Annotated in this window: 16 protein-coding genes; 3 read left to right on the top strand and 13 right to left on the bottom strand. The window is 61.9% G+C overall.

Going from position 1 to position 17,338, the window contains the following annotated elements; all coding sequences use genetic code 11:
* Positions 1 to 78 precede the first annotated feature (78 nt).
* From HX814_RS03530 to HX814_RS03490, 9 genes are all read right to left on the bottom strand, one after another.
* The gene (locus HX814_RS03530; RefSeq protein WP_177008466.1) at positions 79 to 1,473 is read right to left on the bottom strand and encodes an aromatic amino acid lyase; all 1,395 of its coding nucleotides are present in this window, start codon (positions 1,471 to 1,473) and stop codon (positions 79 to 81) included.
* Positions 1,470 to 2,474 (bottom strand): ornithine cyclodeaminase family protein, encoded by a 1,005-nt coding sequence (locus HX814_RS03525; protein WP_134327210.1) that lies wholly within the window; start codon positions 2,472 to 2,474, stop codon positions 1,470 to 1,472. Before HX814_RS03525 ends, HX814_RS03530 begins: the two co-directional genes overlap by 4 nt.
* Positions 2,475 to 2,785: 311 nt before the next feature.
* Positions 2,786 to 3,712, bottom strand: coding sequence for an aliphatic sulfonate ABC transporter substrate-binding protein (locus tag HX814_RS03520; protein WP_087693173.1), 927 nt, complete (start codon positions 3,710 to 3,712; stop codon positions 2,786 to 2,788).
* Positions 3,712 to 4,725, bottom strand: a complete 1,014-nt coding sequence (locus tag HX814_RS03515; RefSeq protein ID WP_102369755.1) for an ABC transporter substrate-binding protein — start codon at positions 4,723 to 4,725, stop codon at positions 3,712 to 3,714. Before HX814_RS03515 ends, HX814_RS03520 begins: the two co-directional genes overlap by 1 nt.
* A 146-nt stretch (positions 4,726 to 4,871) precedes the next feature.
* On the bottom strand, positions 4,872 to 7,511 hold the full coding sequence (locus HX814_RS03510; protein ID WP_177008467.1) for a TonB-dependent receptor: 2,640 nt from the start codon (positions 7,509 to 7,511) through the stop codon (positions 4,872 to 4,874).
* 253 nt (positions 7,512 to 7,764) lie between these two features.
* Positions 7,765 to 8,700 carry a FecR domain-containing protein gene (locus tag HX814_RS03505; RefSeq protein WP_177008468.1) on the bottom strand — a complete coding sequence of 312 codons (936 nt, stop codon included), beginning with the start codon at positions 8,698 to 8,700 and terminating at the stop codon, positions 7,765 to 7,767.
* Positions 8,697 to 9,206 carry a sigma-70 family RNA polymerase sigma factor gene (locus tag HX814_RS03500; protein ID WP_177008469.1) on the bottom strand — a complete coding sequence of 170 codons (510 nt, stop codon included), beginning with the start codon at positions 9,204 to 9,206 and terminating at the stop codon, positions 8,697 to 8,699. The genes HX814_RS03505 and HX814_RS03500 overlap by 4 nt, the downstream gene beginning before the upstream one ends.
* A gap of 218 nt (positions 9,207 to 9,424) precedes the next feature.
* Positions 9,425 to 10,204 (bottom strand): phosphate/phosphite/phosphonate ABC transporter substrate-binding protein, encoded by a 780-nt coding sequence (locus HX814_RS03495; RefSeq protein ID WP_177008470.1) that lies wholly within the window; start codon positions 10,202 to 10,204, stop codon positions 9,425 to 9,427.
* Between the two features lie 9 nt (positions 10,205 to 10,213).
* Complete coding sequence (locus tag HX814_RS03490; protein ID WP_177008471.1) at positions 10,214 to 11,155, bottom strand: fatty acid desaturase; 942 nt, start codon at positions 11,153 to 11,155, stop codon at positions 10,214 to 10,216.
* A 334-nt stretch (positions 11,156 to 11,489) separates the two neighbouring features.
* Between HX814_RS03490 and HX814_RS03485 the strand changes: the two genes are divergently transcribed.
* Together HX814_RS03485 and HX814_RS03480 are read left to right on the top strand one after the other, a co-directional pair.
* Entirely contained in the window at positions 11,490 to 11,927 is a 438-nt protein-coding gene (locus HX814_RS03485) for a GNAT family N-acetyltransferase (RefSeq protein ID WP_177008487.1), read from the top strand.
* Positions 11,928 to 11,987: 60 nt separating this feature from the next.
* Positions 11,988 to 12,806, top strand: coding sequence for a class I SAM-dependent methyltransferase (locus HX814_RS03480; protein ID WP_177008472.1), 819 nt, complete (start codon positions 11,988 to 11,990; stop codon positions 12,804 to 12,806).
* Between the two features lie 136 nt (positions 12,807 to 12,942).
* Here HX814_RS03480 and def read toward each other — a convergent pair whose 3' ends face one another.
* From def to HX814_RS03465, 3 genes are all read right to left on the bottom strand, one after another.
* Positions 12,943 to 13,482, bottom strand: a complete 540-nt coding sequence (gene def, locus HX814_RS03475; RefSeq protein ID WP_003213049.1) for a peptide deformylase — start codon at positions 13,480 to 13,482, stop codon at positions 12,943 to 12,945.
* Positions 13,483 to 13,485: 3 nt separating this feature from the next.
* Positions 13,486 to 14,430 (bottom strand): YihY/virulence factor BrkB family protein, encoded by a 945-nt coding sequence (locus HX814_RS03470; RefSeq protein WP_177008473.1) that lies wholly within the window; start codon positions 14,428 to 14,430, stop codon positions 13,486 to 13,488.
* A 181-nt stretch (positions 14,431 to 14,611) separates the two neighbouring features.
* Positions 14,612 to 14,797, bottom strand: coding sequence for a CsbD family protein (locus HX814_RS03465; protein ID WP_003213044.1), 186 nt, complete (start codon positions 14,795 to 14,797; stop codon positions 14,612 to 14,614).
* Between the two features lie 199 nt (positions 14,798 to 14,996).
* Between HX814_RS03465 and HX814_RS03460 the strand changes: the two genes are divergently transcribed.
* Positions 14,997 to 15,374, top strand: coding sequence for a hypothetical protein (locus HX814_RS03460; protein ID WP_003213043.1), 378 nt, complete (start codon positions 14,997 to 14,999; stop codon positions 15,372 to 15,374).
* Between the two features lie 182 nt (positions 15,375 to 15,556).
* On the opposite strand, the gene fadD1 is transcribed toward HX814_RS03460, so the two are convergent.
* Positions 15,557 to 17,248 (bottom strand): long-chain-fatty-acid--CoA ligase FadD1, encoded by a 1,692-nt coding sequence (gene fadD1, locus HX814_RS03455; RefSeq protein WP_003213041.1) that lies wholly within the window; start codon positions 17,246 to 17,248, stop codon positions 15,557 to 15,559.
* Positions 17,249 to 17,338: the final 90 nt, after the last annotated feature.

Below are 17,338 nucleotides of genomic sequence, written 5' to 3'. Positions count from 1 at the left end.
GGCTTGCCTGCGATAGCGATGGTGAATCCAACACCGCTATCGCAGGCAAGCCAGCTCCCACATTGGGTCTTCATAGTTTTAGAGAATGGGTTTCAAGCCATCGTTTTCGATGAATGCACTTAACGCCAACACATCCACCGACCCCGAACGGTCCTGATCCAGGTGCGCCACCTGGCGGCGCACCGCCTGATGAATACGCCGGGTGCCCTGCCCCAGTTGAACCGTGCCGCGCAGGTCTACCGCCTGCGCCGCCACGATCAACTCAATGCTGCCCAGCCACACCACGCGCTGCACCAGTTGCCGGGTTTTCTCGACCACCGCCAGCGCCTGCCCCGCATAATCTTCCACGCGATCCGCCACCGGCACGCTCACCGCCGGGATCGGATTGGCCAAGTGCCCGATCTCCGCCACCAACGCCGAACCGGTGCGCTGCAAGGCGGCCATGCCCACGTGCCCGGGCTGGTTGATCAGAAAGCGCGGCAGTTCACTGGAGGCCGGCGACAGCAACTTGGCAATCCGCTCGGCGCTGCACACCGCCACGCGGCTCAACGCCAGGCCCAAGCCTTCGGCCGCCAGCGCGAGATGGGTGCTGTCGAAATTGGCCGTGGCCAGCACCAACACGTCTTCGCTGATCAACGCCGGATTGTCCGCGCCGCTGGCCAGTTCCAGTTCGATCAACTCGCGTAACGCCTGCACTGCCTGTTGTGCCGCGCCTTGAACCACCGTGGCACAGCGAAAGCTCAGCGGGTCCTGTAGCCGACGCGGGTTATCGGCCAATTCGCCGCCCGCCAGCAACTCCAGCAACGCCGCTGATTGCCCGCTTTGCCCCGGCGCCGGGCGCAACCGCGAAGCCCAAGGCTGGAACGGACTGAGGTTGGCCCGATAGCCTTCACACGACAACGCCAGCCCCGCCAACACGGCCTGCAATGCCTGTTCGGCCTCGGCCACCAGCAACGCGCCAAGGCCGATGCTCGCGGAGTTGGCCGACACCAGCGCCAGGCCATCCTTGCCCGTCAATGGCACGTTCAGCGCCAGGCTCAAATGCGCCAACGGCGCCAGGTCGCTCTCGCCCAACGAGCCGAGCAACGGCACCGCGGGCTCCATGCCGCAGTTGAGTAAAGCCAACAGCGCCTGCGCCGCACCCGGCGAAATACCCGAACGCCCCTGGGCCAACCCGGCCAAGCGGGCTGCGGTGATCGCGCGTAATTCCTCACGCTTGGCCAGGCGGCCAACGCCCACCGCACGCCCCAAAGGAATGTTTGCCTGCACCGGCGCAACCTGCGTATCCACCGCCGCACCGAGGCCGGTGGTCACCCCGTAAATCGGCGTGCCTTCAGCCACAAGGCGCAGCAACAGTCGATGCCCTTCGTCGATACGTTGGCGGGCCGCATCGCTGAAGTCAGCCGGTGCGTCTTGGCGGGCAATCGACAGCAAATCCTCAATCGTCAAACCGGCGGGATCGAAGTGAATCATGCCCAGCGCAACCGCTGGCCGATCCCCAGGCGTCTGGATTTTTCCAGCAGTGCGTGGCCCAGGGCGATATCGCTGAGGCTCAAGCCACGGTGCCAGAACAGGATGGTTTCCTCGGGGGTTTCCCGGCCGGTCTTCAAGCCGGCGACGATCTGCCCCAACTCGGCATGCAAGGTCTCGGCGCTGAGTTTTCCGGCGTCGACATGGGCGCGCAATGCGCCGAACATCCCGCCCTTGCACTGGCCCCAATCGTCCACCACCAGCTTGTGCATGATGTCGGTCAACGACAGTTCCACCGCGCTCATGGTGCCGTAGGGCACGACGAAGGCACCGGGCTTGATCCACTCGGTGTGCAGCAACGGTTGCGGCTGATCCAGGCGTGAAGCTTCCACCACGATGTCGGCGCCGCGCACCGTGGACTCCCAGTCGTCGGTGACAATCACCGGCTTGCCGAGGTCGCGGCGCAGGCGTTCGGCGAAGGCTTCGCGGCTTTCACTGCGGCGCGAGTGCACGCGGATTTCGTCGAAGTCGAACAGGTGGTCCAGCAGCCGCACGTTCCAATACGCCGTGCCACGGGCACCGATGTGCGCGAGGACTTTACTGTCGGGACGGGCCAGGTATTTGGCACCGATGGCGGTGACGGCGCCGGTGCGCATGTCGGTAATCGCCGAGGCGTCCAGGATGGCCTTGGGGATGCCGGTGGCCGGGTCCAGCAGGTTGAGAATCGCCAGTTCCGAGGGCAGGCCCTTGCGGTAGTTATCGACAAAGTCGCCCACCACCTTGACCCCGGCGTAGCCGATTGCGCCGCCCAATACACCGCGCAGCACGTTGAAGTGGCCGTTGATTTCACCGCCGGGAATCAGGTGCATGCGCGGCTCGATCACCGCCTCGCTGCGGCCCTGGATCGCCAGGCTGGATTCGATGGCGTTGAGGATTTCGTCGTTGGTCAGGGCCAGTTCGTCGATGTCCAGGCCGTTGAGGAAGTCGATGTAGATCGGTTGCATGGTCTGCTCACTGATGGGTTGCGAAGGTCGATGCTGAAGATGCTTTTATGGGGTGAGGGAGATTGCTTTGGGGAGGGAGCTTGTTGTGGCGAAGGAGCTTGTTGTGGCGAAGGAGCTTGTTGTGGTGAGGGAGCTTGCTGTGGCGAGGGAGCTTGCTCCCGCTGGAGTGCGCAGCGCTCCCGCTTTTTTTGGGGCCGCTACGCAGCCCAGCGGGAGCAAGCTCCCTCGCCACAACAGCTCTTTCCCTAAAGCAAGCTCCCTTGCCACAGCAAACTCCCCCCACAGCAAGCTCCCTTGCCACAGGGATCAAGTTAAGGGGCCTTGAACACAACCTGCTGCACATCGACCTTTTTCGGGATCAGGCCGTTGGCAAAAAACGCGTCGGCCGTACGTTGCTGGTTGGCGATATCCACCGCTTCCAATGGCCGGCTCGGCGTCGGCGAGCGGTGCTGGAAGTAACTCTCCACCACCGCCGGCTGCAAGCCCAATGTCTTGGCCATCAGCGCGACGCTTTCGTCATGCTGGTCCAGCGACAACCGCTGCGCCTGGGCAAACACCTTGAGAATCGCCGCAATCGCCTGCGGGTGCTGCTTGGCAAACGGCCCGCTGGCGATGAAGAAACTGCCCGCCGGGTTCAGCCCCTGGCCATCCCCCAGCACCTTCGCCGAACCGTCCACCACGGCCGCCGAGTAGTACGGGTCCCACACCACCCAGGCGTCGACCTTGCCTTGTTCAAACGCGGCACGGCCGTCGGAGGGCGACAGGTACACCACGTTCACGTCCTTCCACTGCAAGCCGGCACGCAGCAAACTTTTGAGGAACAGGTTGTGGGCGCTGGAACCCTTGAGCAACGCCACGCGCTTGCCCTTGAGTTCGGCCACGCTTTGCACGGTGCTGTCCTTGGGCAGCAGGATGGCTTCGGTGCGCCCGTCATTGGGCTCGACGCCGATGTAGCGAATGTCGATGCCGGCAGCCTGGGCGAAGATCGGCGGGATGTCGCCGATATTGCCGATGTCGATGCTGCCGCCATTTAGGGCTTCGATCAGCGGCGGGCCGCCGAGGAATTCGATCCACTCGACCTTGGTGCCCGGCAACCCTTGCTCGAACAGGTGATGCTCACGGGCGAGCACCATGCTCACCGAGCTTTTCTGGTAGCCGACGCGCAGGGTGGCCGGTTCTGCCGCCAGCAGCGGCCCGGCGCACAGTGCCAGCAGTGTGGCTGCGATGAACTTGCGCATCAGAGACTCTCCTTGACCTTGGCCGCGACGTCCGCCGGCACCCACTGCTGCCAGACCTGCGGCTGTTCTTTCAGGAACGCTTCGGCCACCTGGCGCGGCGCGGTGCGTTTCTCGGCCATTTGCGCGAGGATGCCGTTGAGCAGGTCAATCGGCAGGTCGACTTTTTCAAAGAACGTCACCAGTTGCGGGTACTGCGCCTTGAACGGCGCCGACACGCCAATCGCCAGGTGCGCTGGCATCGAACGAGTACCGATGGGGTGCGGGTTGTTGGCGTCGGCCAGGGTCTTCCAGGCTTCGGCGTTGAACGGTGGTTCTTCCAGTTTGATCAACTTGAAGCGCCCCAGCAGTGGCGTCGGCGACCAGTAGTAGAACAGCACCGGCTTGCCGCGACGGATCGAGGATGCAACCTCGGCATCCAGCGCCGCGCCGGAACCGGTGCGGAAGTTGACGTAGGTGTCGGTCAGGCCATAGGCCTTGAGCTTCTGGCTGTTGACGATCTCCGAGGTCCAGCCGGTGGGGCTGTTGAGGAAGCGCCCACGGGTCGGGTCTTCGGGGTCGCGGAACACGTCTTTGTAGCGGGCCAGGTCGGCGACGGATTTAAGCTCCGGGGCCAGGGGTTTGATGCCCCGTTCGGCGTCGCCCTTGATCACGTACTCCGGCACCCACCAGCCTTCGGTGGCGCCTTTGACGGTGTCGCCCAGGCCGAACACCTTGCCTTCGCTTTCGGCCTTGACCCACGCCGGACTGCGCCCGGCCCACTCTTCGCCGATCACCTGGATATCGTCCTTGGCCAGGGCGGCCTCCAGGCTCACGGTGCTGCCGGGCAAGGTGTCGGTGGGCAGGCCATAGCCTTTCTCGACGATCAGGCGCAGCACTTCGGTGATCAGGCTGCCGCTTTCCCAGGTGATGTCACCGAAGTGGATCGGTTTGGCAGGTTCGGCGGCCGTGGCTGATTGTGCCAGGACGGTGAGTGCCAATAGCGAGCCACCGAGCAGGTTCTTGATTGTTTTCATGTGTTACCTCGTGGTGATTCCATGAAGAGTGCTCTTGTGGCGAGGGAGCTTGCTCCCGCTGGACTGCGCAGCAGGCCCAAAGTGCTTGGGGCCGCTACGCGCCCCAGCGGGAGCAAGCTCCCTCGCCACAGGTTTTGCATCAGGGTTTAAAAGTCATAACTGAGCCGCGTGTAGTAAAACGCCCCTTCCGGCGCCGTCGGCGACAGGTAGCTGTATTGCTGGCCCGGGGTCTGGCGCAAACGGGTGTTGTAGTCGTCAGGCTTGCTGTCGAACAGGTTGTTGACGCCCACCGACACCCGCAGTTGTTTGGTGAAGGCGTAGTTCACGTCCAGGTCGGTGGTCCATTGCGCGCCGAAGGTCTGGTCGTACTGGGCGTTGGCTTCGCTGGACGCATATTTGCGGTACTTGCCGTAACGGGTTTCGTTGAGGGCGATGGTCCATTGGTTGAGCTTGTGGACCGCGCCAAACACCAGCTTGTCTTCCGGGTAACCGTGCTCCAGGAAGCCACGGGATTCACGGGTCAGCACTTCGAAGCCGTTGGGGTTTTCGTGGACCTTTTCGATAGTGGTGCGGGCCTTGGTGTAGCCCGCCGACAGGTTCAGGTTGCCGAACTGCTCAAGGTCCAGGTTGTACTTGCCCACGATGTCGACGCCGCGGGTGCGGGTGTCGGCGGCGTTGGTCATGAACTGCGCCCAGGAGTACTGGCCGTAGCCGGCGTCCTTGAGGATCTGCTCGGCCAGCGGCCCGGAAATGCCACCGCTGAACAGCAGGCGGTCACGAATCGAAATCTGGTAGGCGTCGATGGTCAGCGAGGCCTGGTCGGTTGGGCGCAGCACCAGGCCCAGGGAGAAGTTGGTGGACTTCTCGGGCTTCAGCGGCTGCGCACCGAGGGCACGGGCGGCCGGGTTGTCGGCCGGCAGCATGCGGGTCAGCACCGGGTTGCCGTTGGCGTCGAGGTTGGTGGTGGTGGTCCAGGAGGTGCCGATCTGGCCCAGGCTGGGCGCGTGGTAGGCATTGTTGACCGTGGCCCGCAGGCCGACTTTCGGGGTGAAGTCATAGCGCGCCGAGAGTTTGCCGGTGGTGGCTGAACCGAAGTCCGAGTAGTGCTCGGTACGCCCGGCAATGCCCACCTGGAGCTTGTCGGTGACCTGGTTTTCCAGGCCGAAATACACGCCGCCCACATCACGCTTGAAGGTGCCGGCGTCGTCCGGGGTCAGGCCCGAGGCCTGCACCGCACCAACCTGCACGCCGTCGATGCCACCGTAGGAATAGGAATCGTAGTCGCCGGCCTCCAGCCGGTATTGCTCATGCCGGTAGGCGACGCCCGCTGAAACGGTGAGTGGATGGCTCGACCAGTCGACGTTCAGATCCTTGGCGTAATCCAGGGTGATGTTGGTCTGGTCGTTGACCAGGGTGGCGACGTTGAACTTGGTCGGGCTGTTGATCCCGTAGCTCGGGTTGACGGTGTTGAAAGCCAGTTCGTCGTGCTCGTCGCGGCCATAGGTGGCGCTCAAATCGAAGCGGCCGATGCTCTCGTCTTCATAGCGGGTGCCGACGGTGACGGCGCCGTCTTCATAGCGATAGCGGTATTTCGGGATGGTGCCGTTGGGGTAGATCCCGGCCACGTTGTTCGGGCTGCTGGCCAGCAGCGGCGGCGTGTTGTTTACCGAAGTGTCCTGGCCGAAGGTGGCGAAACTGTAGAGGCGCCATTGGTCGTTCAAGCCGATTTCGGCGTTGGCCGCCAGGTTGTATTTGTCGCGCCCGGCACCGCCCCAGCGCGGGTCTTGTACCTGGCCATCGGCGACGTATTTGTCGCCGATGTCATCGGGTTTGTTGTTCAGGGTGTTGAAGCTCAGGGTCAGGAAACCATCCCCCGGCAAGCCGATGCCGTACCAGCCATCGGTGGTTTTGCTGAAGCCGTCGCCCTGGGCGTATTTGCCCAGTTGGGTGTTGATGCCGCCACCGCTGTCGCGCTCCTTGAGCACGATGTTGACCACCCCCGCCACCGCGTCCGAACCGTATTGCGCCGAGGCACCGTCGCGCAGCACTTCGACGTGGTCGATGGCGCTGATGGGGATCATGTCGAGGTCCACCGGCTGCGCGCCAATGAACGGCACGCCACCGGAAATGTTCACCACCGCCGAGGTGTGCCGGCGCTTGCCGTTGATCAGCACCAGGGTCTGGTCCGGGGACAAGCCGCGCAGGGAGGCGCCTTTCGGATCCTGGCCGCGGGTGGCGCTGTTGTTCTGTGGAAAGTTGAACGAGGGCAGCAGTTGGAACAGCGCCTGGTTGAGGCTGGTGGCGCCGGTTTGCTTGAGTTCTTCGGCGTTGATCACATCCACCGGGGCGCTGCTGGTGAGGGCCGTGGCGTCACTGCGACGGGTACCGATGGCGACCACACGGTCGAGGGTCGGCGCCTGGGCTTCGGCGGTTTGCGCCTTGATGCTGTTGCTGGCAGGCGCGACTTTGGCGCCTTCCTTGATGATGAATGCACCGTCCGGGCTGACCTGGACTTGCAGGCCGGTGCCCTTGAGCGCGGCGTCTACCGCCTGTTGCGCCGACAGCGAACCGTCGACCCGCGCCGAGGAATAGTTGCCCAATTGTGGCGTGAAGGAAATCACCTGGCCGCTCTGGCGGCTGATGTTCAGCAGCACTTCGTCCAGCGGGCCGGGCGCGATGTGGTAGACCTGGCGCGCCTCTTCGGCGCTGGCAGCGAAAGACAGGAACAGACTGGCCAACGGCACCAGGGCAAAGGTTCGAAGCGGTGTACGGTTGAATGGGCTCACGTTGGCTCCCCCCAAGGAAACTCCTGAGCGCTGCTCCCCGCAGCGCTTACGGGAGTGATGTGGGATGGCCGGGGGAAAACTTGCAGATCGTTTGGTTATGTCGTTAGAACCGACATTCGGAAACGACGCGGTCAACTGTGGGAGCTGTCGAGCTTTAGCGAGGCTGCGATGGTATCGCTGCGGTACATCTGCGAGGCCGAGGTGCTCGCATCGCAGGCAAGCCAGCTCCCACATTGACCGAGGTGAACCGTTTTCAGGCGGCACTGACGGTCACCCACAACCCGGTCCGGCGGGTGATGTGGATCGGCAGAGTGCGTGCCAGGGTGTCGAGGATCTGGTCGGGATTGTCGAGGCGGTACAGGCCGCTGACCCGCAACCCTGCCACCGCCGGATCGAGGCGCAGCACACCGTTGTGATACGGGCGCAGTGCGTCGATCACTTCCACCAGCGGGCGGTCGCGCACTTGCAGGAAACCGTCGATCCACGCCGTCGCCCCCGAGGAACTGGCCAGCACCGGGCCGAAGCCGAAGCGGTCATAAGTTACCTCGTGCCCGGCCTCCAGTTGCAGGCGTTCGCCGTTCTGGCCGTCGATCTCCAAGGCGCCGTTGAGCGCCACCACATGGCCCTGCCCTTCGCGCTCGCGCAGCAACAGGCGATTGCCCAAGGCATGCAGTCGAGCTTGATTGGTCTGGATGAAAAACGGTCGGTTGCTGTCCCTGGCAATCTTCACCAGCAACTCGCCATCGCGCAGGCGCACCACGCGGTGTTGTGGGTCGAACTGGATGTCGGCGGCACTGCGGGCGTTGAGCAGTAACTCGCTGCCATCCGCCAGCGCTACAGTGCGCCGTTCGCCGGTGCCGGTGCGGATATCGGCGGTCAAATCCTCCACCACCGGCCGGGCCAGCCAACCGGCGCCCAGCACCAGGCCAGCGCCCACCAGGGCGCCGCGCAATACGGTGCGGCGGCTGGATGGCGCGTCCAGTGCCTGCTGCAATACCTTGCCGCTGACGCCTTGGGCCTGCGGAATTTGAAACACACCGAGGCGGGTTTCCAGTTGTTGGCACAAGGCTTCGTGACGCGGGTCTGCGGCGCGCCACTGATGGTAACGCTGCCAGTCGGCGGCACTCGCCTCGCCGGAGCGCAGCAACACCACCCAGCGAGTGGCGCTGTCGATCAGGTCGTCGCTCATTCCAAGCACAGCCGCAGGCAGCGGTTGACGGCACGGGTCATGTAGTCGCTGACCGAGCGTAGGGAAATGCCCAGCTCGGCCGCGATTTCCGGGTAGGTCAGGCCATTGAGTTGCGACAGCAGAAAGGTCGCCTTGACCTTGGCCGGCAAGCCGTCGAGCAACTGGTCGATGGCCTGCAGGGCTTCGAGCATCTGCGCCAAATCCTCAGGGGATGGCGCGAGAGAGGTTTCGTCCTGGTCGAGGGCGTCGAGGTAGGCGCGCTCCAGGTCACGGCGGCGCCACAGCTGGTACATCAGGCGTTGGGCGATGGTGGTGAGCAAGGCGCGTGGCTGGCGGATCGGCGCCACGCCCGGGGAACTCAACAGTTGGACGAAGGTGTCGGCGGCGATATCTTCGGCGTGGGCACGGGAATCGAGATGGCGGTGCAAACGGCCGCACAGCCAGTCGTAATGACTGCGGAACAATCCGCCCACGTAATCGCTGTGAGAAGTGTCGGCGCCGGACATAGTGGCTCCATCTGAGTAGGTTGCGCGTTATGTCCGGTGTTCCGGTGGAGCGATCCTAGCAAGGCTGCTTATTCTTTAATAATATTTAAAAGGTATTTTTATATAACCGATCGTTCCCACGCTCTGCGTGTGAATGCCACCTTGGACGCTCTGCGTCTGCTTTGAAATCGTGAGGCAGAGCGTCACAGGATGCATTCCCACGCGGAGCGTGGGAACGATCATTGGAGGCGTGGATAACCCAAGGCTTCAGCCTGCTGCCGGTAATCCAGCAGCACCTGGTAATCCGCTTCGGTGGCGGGCAGCACTTCGTGTACGCCGAGGGTTTGCACCACTTCGGGCAGATCCTGCAAGGCCAGGTTCATGACCTCCCGCAGGTGTTCACTTGAGCCCGGCGCGCTGATGTAAGGCAGCGTCGGGCTGGGCGCGCTGCGGGTGACGATCCTCAGCCCGGCCACTTCCTCTGGCGCAAAACGGGCGAGGTAGTCGAAGGTCACGCTGTCGATGGCGGCAAGGTCGGCGCGATCTTCCCGCAACCAGCGCAGGCTTTCGCGATGGGCGCCGCTGATGCCGACTTCGGCAAAGAACCGACCGCCCTGCTGCAGCGGCGCCAGGCGTTCGCGCAGCAGGTTCATGCCGCTGTTGGAGTCATGGCCGTTGATCACACCGCGGCTGTCTTGGAAGTCCGCCAAGGCAACGCGGGGATTGTCGTCGCGGGTCAGCAGCAGGCTGCAATGCTGGCCGCCGCTGCTATGGGGCAATTCGTAGCGCGGGCGGCCAATCACCTGGACTTGCCCGCGCAGCTCGGTCATCAGCGGGTAGCCGCAGGTTTGCGTCAGCAGCAATTGCGGCGCACGCCACAGGCTGCGCAGGTCGAGATGATCAGCCTTGCGGCGGGTCGCGCCCAGGCGCTCAAGGATGCGCGAAAGCCAGCGCTCATTGGCCTGTTGCACCTGCTGCGGCGCCACGTACATCAGCAGTTCGGCGTAGCGGTCACTCATGGTCGTCTCTCAGGCAAAGGGGTGCCGTGGGCTGTCGATGGCCTTGAGCCCGTGACGGCCGATCAACTGGCCGTAACCCTGCACCAGGAACCCGCCGCTGCGCGCCACCCATTGTTCACGCCGTGCGCGGTACACGGTGGGCAGCAAATACCACGGCAGCTTCGGCAAGTCGTGATGCACCAGGTGCAGGTTATTGTTGAGGAACAGCCAGGTCCACGGCCAGGCGGCTTCGTTAAGCACCGTGCGCTGTTCCGGTTGTGGGTGCGGGCGATGCTCATAGTAGGAACGGATCGCCGCCACCGACAAGGCCGGCACGCTGACCAGCGCCACGTAGTGCCACACCGGCAGCACGCTGTAGTGGGCGATGAAGGTCAGCATCAGCACGGTCACGGTGCCATGGCTCAGCCACATCAGCCACGCCTGGCGCTGGCCTTTGCGCAGGCGCCTGACCTCGTTGCGCGCCAGCTTCCACAGCGCCAGCGGCGAACCCAACAGGAAGCGCCCCAGGACGGTCTTGGTCAGCCAATGCAAGGTGCGCTCGAACAGCGAACTGTCATCCCACTGCCGCTGATTCAGGTAGCGGCTTTCCGGGTCGACACCGGGCACCGTCAGGTCTTCGTCGTTGTGGTGCACCAGGTGGCAGTTGCGGTACAGGGTGTAGGGGTACCAGACGGCAAACGGTGCGTAGCCGAGGAGTTTGTTCAAAGCAGTGAAGCGGGTGGGATGGCCGTGCAGCAGTTCGTGTTGCAGGGACATCCACAGCGTCACGAGCGGGATCAACAGTGCGGTACTCAGCCACAGGCCAAGCCAGCGGCTGGCGAGGATCACGGCAAACCAGCCGGCATAGACGCCGATCAACAGCAGCCAGGTCGGCCACTCGGTGCGGGCGGTAAAGGTCTGGGCCAGGGCTTCGATTTCCCGGCGCTGGGTTTCATCAAGGTAGTTGGACATCGGCAGCTCAGGGCAGGCGTGGCCGACGAAAAAGTCGGCTTCATCCTGCTCTGTGCAATGGGGCGGGAAAATCTTGCAGATCGTTTGGTGCTTAGCTTAGAACTTAATGACCGAACAGGTTGCTGTCGGTTTTCTTGGCCTTTTTCTCGGCGCGTTTTTCATCGGCGGTCTTTGCCGGTTTTTTCTTGTCAGCTTTCTTGGAATTCAGACCTTTGGCCATGATGCGTGCTCCACTTACAGGGGATGTAACACTGGGTATAACACCGATTGCCCAACAGAAGGCGCTTTGCCCGACTTATAATCTGCACCCCCTGGATTCGCGTGTTTGAAAACCATGCCCGAGTTGCACATCGACCGACTGGCAGAGCCGTTGTGGCCGCTGCTGAACAAGTTCTATCGCAGCCATAACTCACCGATGACGGCCCTCAAGGGTGGCCAGTTGTGGGTGGCCAGGGGCAGCGAGATTGTCGCGGGCCTGTGCCTGACGCCGGTGGTGGGTGGGCAGTGGTTGACCGGGCTGTTTGTCGACCCGGCGCTGCGTGGCCAGGGGCTGGCGGCGCAATTGATTCGCGCCTCGGTCGCAAGCGTTGAAGGCACGGTGTGGCTGCTGTGCCATCCGGACCTGGAAGGCTTTTATCAACGCCTGGGTTTTACCCAGGACACGTTGCTGCCGCAGTCCTTGTCGGAGCGCCTGGTGCGCTACAAACGCAACAAGCCGATGATCGCCATGGGCTTAGAACCGTTGGTGAGGTCGACCTTCAATAAAGTGTGATCAGCCGTTGTGGGCCCCATGCTAGCCTCGGCGGCACCAGCGGCCCATTACAGGATGATCATGAAAGCGACCCTTGCAGCCTTATCCCTTGCAGCCCTCCTCGTCCCGGCCTTGAGCCAGGCAGCCGAAGCGCCGGTTTCCGCCGAGCAGTATGCAACCGTGCTCGCCGGCAGTTGGCGCTTGCCGGCCAACAGCGCGCGCGATGTTTATCGCCACCCGCAGCAGACCCTGGAATTCTTTGGCCTGCGGGGCGACCAGACCCTGATCGAAATCACCCCCGGTGGTGGCTGGTACAGCGAGCTGCTGGCGCCGCTGCTCAAGGATAACGGCCACTACATCGCCGCCGTGCAGGCGCCGAACAGCAGTGCCTACGCGCGTACATCAGAAGAAAACCTGAAAAAGAAATTCGCCGCAGACCCGGTGCATTATTCCAAGGCCGGCTTCGCCGAGTTCGACCCCAAGGCTCCGGTGCTGGGCAAGCCTGGCTCGGCCGACACCGTGCTGACCTTTCGCAACGTGCATAACTGGGTGATGGCGGATACGGCGCCGGCGATGTTCGAGGCGTTCTTCAAGGTGTTGAAACCGGGCGGCGTGCTGGGGGTGGTGGATCACCGGGCCAAGGACGGGGCGTCGCTGGAAGACATCAAGCACAGCGGTTACCTGACCACCGCGTATGTGGTGAAACTGGCGACGGATGCGGGGTTCAAGCTTGAGGGGCAGAGCGAGGTGAATGCCAACCCGAAAGATACCAAGGACTACCCGGATGGGGTCTGGACCTTGCCGCCGGCGTTGACGTTGGGGGAAAAGGACAAGGCCAAGTATGTGGCGATTGGTGAGTCGGACCGGATGACGTTGCGGTTTGTGAAGCCCGCAAAATAAGCTGAATGCACGCAGAACAAATGTGGGAGCGGGCTTGCTCGCGAATGCGGTGGATCAGTCTATATCTTCGGTGACTGGCACTCCGCTTTCGCGAGCAAGCCCGCTCCCACAGTTTGAGGTGTGTTTTGCCTGAGGGTTATTCGTCTGCGGTGGGATCCATATCCGGGAACATCACTTCGATAAACCCGAACTTGCTGAAATCGGTAATCCGCGATGGGTACAGCCGGCCGATCAGGTGATCGCACTCGTGCTGTACCACCCGCGCGTGAAAGCCTTCGGCAATCCGCACAATCGGCTCGCCCTTGGGGTCAAACCCTTCGTAGCGAATCTGCTGGTAACGGTCCACGGCCCCGCGCAAGCCCGGCACCGACAGGCACCCTTCATAGCCTTCTTCCAGCACCGGGCTGAGCGGCGTGATCAGCGGGTTGATCAGGATGGTCTGGGGCACCGCGGGCGCGTCCGGGTAGCGTTCGCTGCTCTCGAAACCGAAGATCACCAGTTGCAGGTCCACTCCAATCTGCGGCGCGGCCAGGCCGACGCCACCGACGTGTTCCATGGTCTGGAACATGTCATCAATCAACTGCCACAGCTCGGGGCTGTCGAACATTTCCGGCGGAACCGGCGGGGCAATGCGCAGCAGGCGCTCATCGCCCATTTTCAGGATTTCACGGATCATCGATCAGACTTCATCGGTAGTGGGCTTGAGTGAGTGGTCCCGGCCAAGGCCTGAGACATGTTGTTTGTCGTCGTGCTCGCCAAAGTCCTTTTCACCAGGATCCTTGCCTTCGGCCGACATGTGTTCGATCACCGCGTTCATCTCCGCCCCCAGCAGCAGCACGGCAGCCGAGATGTAGAAGTACAACAGCAGCACAATGATCGCGCCGATACTGCCATACATGGCGTTGTAGTCGGCAAAGGTTTTGACGTAGTAGCCAAAACCCAGGGAAGCGACGATCCAGACCACCACCGCCAGGACCGATCCCGGGGTGATAAAGCGAAACTTCTGCTTCACGTCAGGCATCACGTAGTACATCAACGCCACGGAGAACATCAACAGGATGACGATCAGCGGCCAACGCAGGATGGTCCACAGCGTGACCACGAATTCCTGCATGCCGATCTGCCCCGCCAGCCATTCCATCACCTGGGGCCCGAGCACCATCAAGGCGGCGGCGGCCAACAGCATGCCGGCGAAGCCTACGGTGTAGAAAATCGACAGCGGGAAGCGCTTCCAGATCGGTCGGCCTTCCACCACGTCATAGGCGGCATTCATCGCACTCATCATCAGGCGCACACCCGCCGAGGCGGTGTACAGCGCGATCACGATACCCACCGACAACAGGCCACCCTTGGATTGCTGCAACTGGTCGATCACCGGGTTGACCTGCTCCAGGGCCTGGGGCGGCAATACCAGTTCCGATTGCATGCGCAGCCAGGTGAAGAAGTCCGGCAGGTGCAGGAAACCGATCAGGGCAATCAGGAACAGCAGGAAGGGAAACAGCGAGAACAGCATCTGGTAGGCCAGCGCCGAGGCGTACGTAGGCATCTCGTCATCGAGGAACTCTGTGACAGTGCGCACCAGCACTTTGTGCAGGGGCAAGCCTTGTAATACCGGAAAAATCATAGCGTCTCCTTTCGCCGCAAAAAGTTGAGTTCGTGGGCGACTCAGGGGCCGTTTTCTACATCAAGGTAGCTTATTTGGCGACCTTGAAACAATTTCCAAACTTTAATCACTGCAGGTGACACAAAAACGGCCATCCGTGGATGGCCGTCGGGCTGCTGGAGTGCAGGCAGCCAGGTCGGGACTATTTGACCGCTTTCTTTACTGCGTCCTTGGTGTCGCCGACTGCTTTTTGCACTTCACCTTTCTTTTCCTGAACCACGCCTTCAGCCCGCAACTTGTCGTTGCCGGTGACTTTGCCAACACCTTGCTTGATGTTGCCTACGGCTTCGTTCGCCAAACCTTTTGCCTTATCCGATGTGCTGCTCATGGTATTTCTCCTGGGAACAATCAAGGATTTTGGTCACTACGTAATCGTTGACCCTTGGCCTTTCCAGAGAGTTTCAATTATTTTTTCAGCGGCATTTCATCGCGCCGTACAGGTTTGGCTTTATGTTTTGCGGCCAACCCACGAGAATGCCGGGCACATCCAGGCGCAAGCGCTGGGTAACAGATCCCGTAGGAAGGTTATGAAACTCAATAAAGCACAGGCCATTGCCCGCAGAAACCAGGAACTGGGCGGTGCCGTACTCGGTGTCAACAACTGCCACTTCACCGACCTGGACCGCAAACGCAACATCTGGTGGTTCGACCTGCCGGTGGGCCGGATTGCCGTGGGCCAGTACGAGTGGATCCACTTGTTGATGCACAACGCCGAGAGCGACCAGTTACTGCACCTGAAGGTGCCGACGGTGTTTTTGCGCGAGAAGCTGGAAGGCCTGGTGGTGCGCAATGCCGGCAAGCGCAAGCCGGAGATTACCCTGGAGCTGAGTGCCGACAAGGACTCGTTCCTCAAGGACGTACGCCCGGCCGGTGCCGGTGTGAGCTTCGCGCAGTTCGCACTGTAGGAATACGGTAAAAACTGTGGGAGCGGGCTTGCTCGCGAATGCGGTGTGTCAGTAACCGGTATATCACTGGCACACCGCTTTCGCGAGCAAGCCCGCTCCCACATTTGGATTGCATTTCAATGCGGGAAAATCAGCGTTCAACAAAAAGCCCCGCATCTGCGGGGCTTTTTGTTGGGGCCGATTTACTTCTTCAAACCCAGCTTTTTCAGTTCTTCATCCCGCAGTTCACGGCGCAAAATCTTGCCAACGTTGGTGGTCGGCAGCGCATCGCGGAATTCCACGGCCTTGGGCACCTTGTAGCCGGTGACGTTGGCGCGCATGTGCTCCATCACCTGGTCTTTGGTCAGGCTGGCACCCGGCTTGACCACGATGAAGATCTTGATGTGTTCCCCGGACTTCTCGTCCGGCACACCAATGGCCGCGCATTGCAGCACGCCCGGCAGGGTCGCCAGCACGTCTTCCAGCTCGTTGGGGTAGACGTTGAAACCGGAGACCAGAATCATGTCCTTCTTGCGGTCGACAATGCGCATGTAGCCATCCGGCTGGATGATCGCGATGTCACCGGTCTTCAGCCAGCCTTCGCTGTCGAGGATCTCGGCGGTGGCGTCTTCGCGCTGCCAGTAGCCCTTCATCACTTGCGGGCCCTTGACGCACAACTCGCCCACTTCACCCAGTGCCAGCTCGACGCCGTCATCGGTGATGACCTTGCACAGGGTCGACGGCACCGGAATGCCGATGGTGCCGATCTGGATGTTCTGGATCGGGTTCACGGTGGCCACCGGGCTGGTTTCGGTCATGCCGTAACCTTCGCAGATGGAGCAGCCGGTGACCGCTTTCCAGCGCTCGGCCGCCGCCAGTTGCAGGGCCATGCCGCCTGACAGGGTGACCTTCAGCGCCGAGAAATCCAGCTTGCGGAAGGCATCGTTGTTGCACAGGGCAACAAACAGGGTGTTCAGGCCGACAAAGCCGCTGAACTTCCACTTCGACAGTTCCTTGACCATCGCCGACAGGTCGCGCGGGTTGCTGATCAGGATGTTGTGGTTGCCGATCAGCATCATCGCCATGCAATGAAAGGTGAAGGCATAGATGTGGTACAGCGGCAGCGGGGTAATCAGGATCTCGCAACCTTCATTCAGGTTGGAGCCCATCAGCGCCTTGCACTGCAGCATGTTGGCGACGAGGTTGCGGTGGGTCAGCATCGCGCCCTTGGCCACGCCCGTGGTGCCGCCGGTGTATTGCAGCACGGCGACTTCGTCGCTGGCGGGGCTGACTTCGTTCACCGGCTGGCCGTGGCCCTTGGCCAATACGTCGTTGAACTTGATCGCCTTGGGCAAGTGATAGGCCGGGACCATCTTCTTCACGTACTTGATGACGCTGTTGATCAGCAGGCGCTTGAGCGGCGGCAACAGGTCGGCGACTTCGGTGACGATCACGTGCCGGACGGAAGTCTTGGGCACGACTTTTTCAGCCAGGTGCGCCATGTTGGCCAGGCAGACCAGGGCCTTGGCACCGGAGTCGTTGAATTGGTGTTCCATTTCCCGCGCGGTGTACAGCGGGTTGGTGTTGACCACGATCAAGCCGGCACGGATGGCACCGAATACGGCGACCGGGTATTGCAGGACGTTGGGCAGTTGCACGGCGATTCGATCACCGGGCTGCAAGTCGGTATGCTGTTGCAGGTAAGCGGCGAAGGCGCCGGACAGTTCGTACAGTTCACCGTAGGTGATTGTCTTGCCCAGGTTGCTGAAAGCCGGTTTGTTGGCGAAGCGTTGGCAGGACTGCTTCAGTACCGCCTGAATATTCGGATACTCGTCTGGATTGATTTCTGCAGCAATCCCGGCGGGGTACTTATCCTTCCAAAAGTCTTCGATCATGGAAGCCCACTCCTCAGCGACGCGAATTCATTCATCGCATTTGATGCGATTATTATTTGTTTGTTTTTGGGTGAGTCTGGCGGTTAAAAG

The sequence above is a fragment of the Pseudomonas sp. C8002 genome, assembly GCF_013385765.1.
Lineage (GTDB): Bacteria > Pseudomonadota > Gammaproteobacteria > Pseudomonadales > Pseudomonadaceae > Aquipseudomonas.
This window is presented reverse-complemented; position numbering and strand designations above follow the sequence as displayed.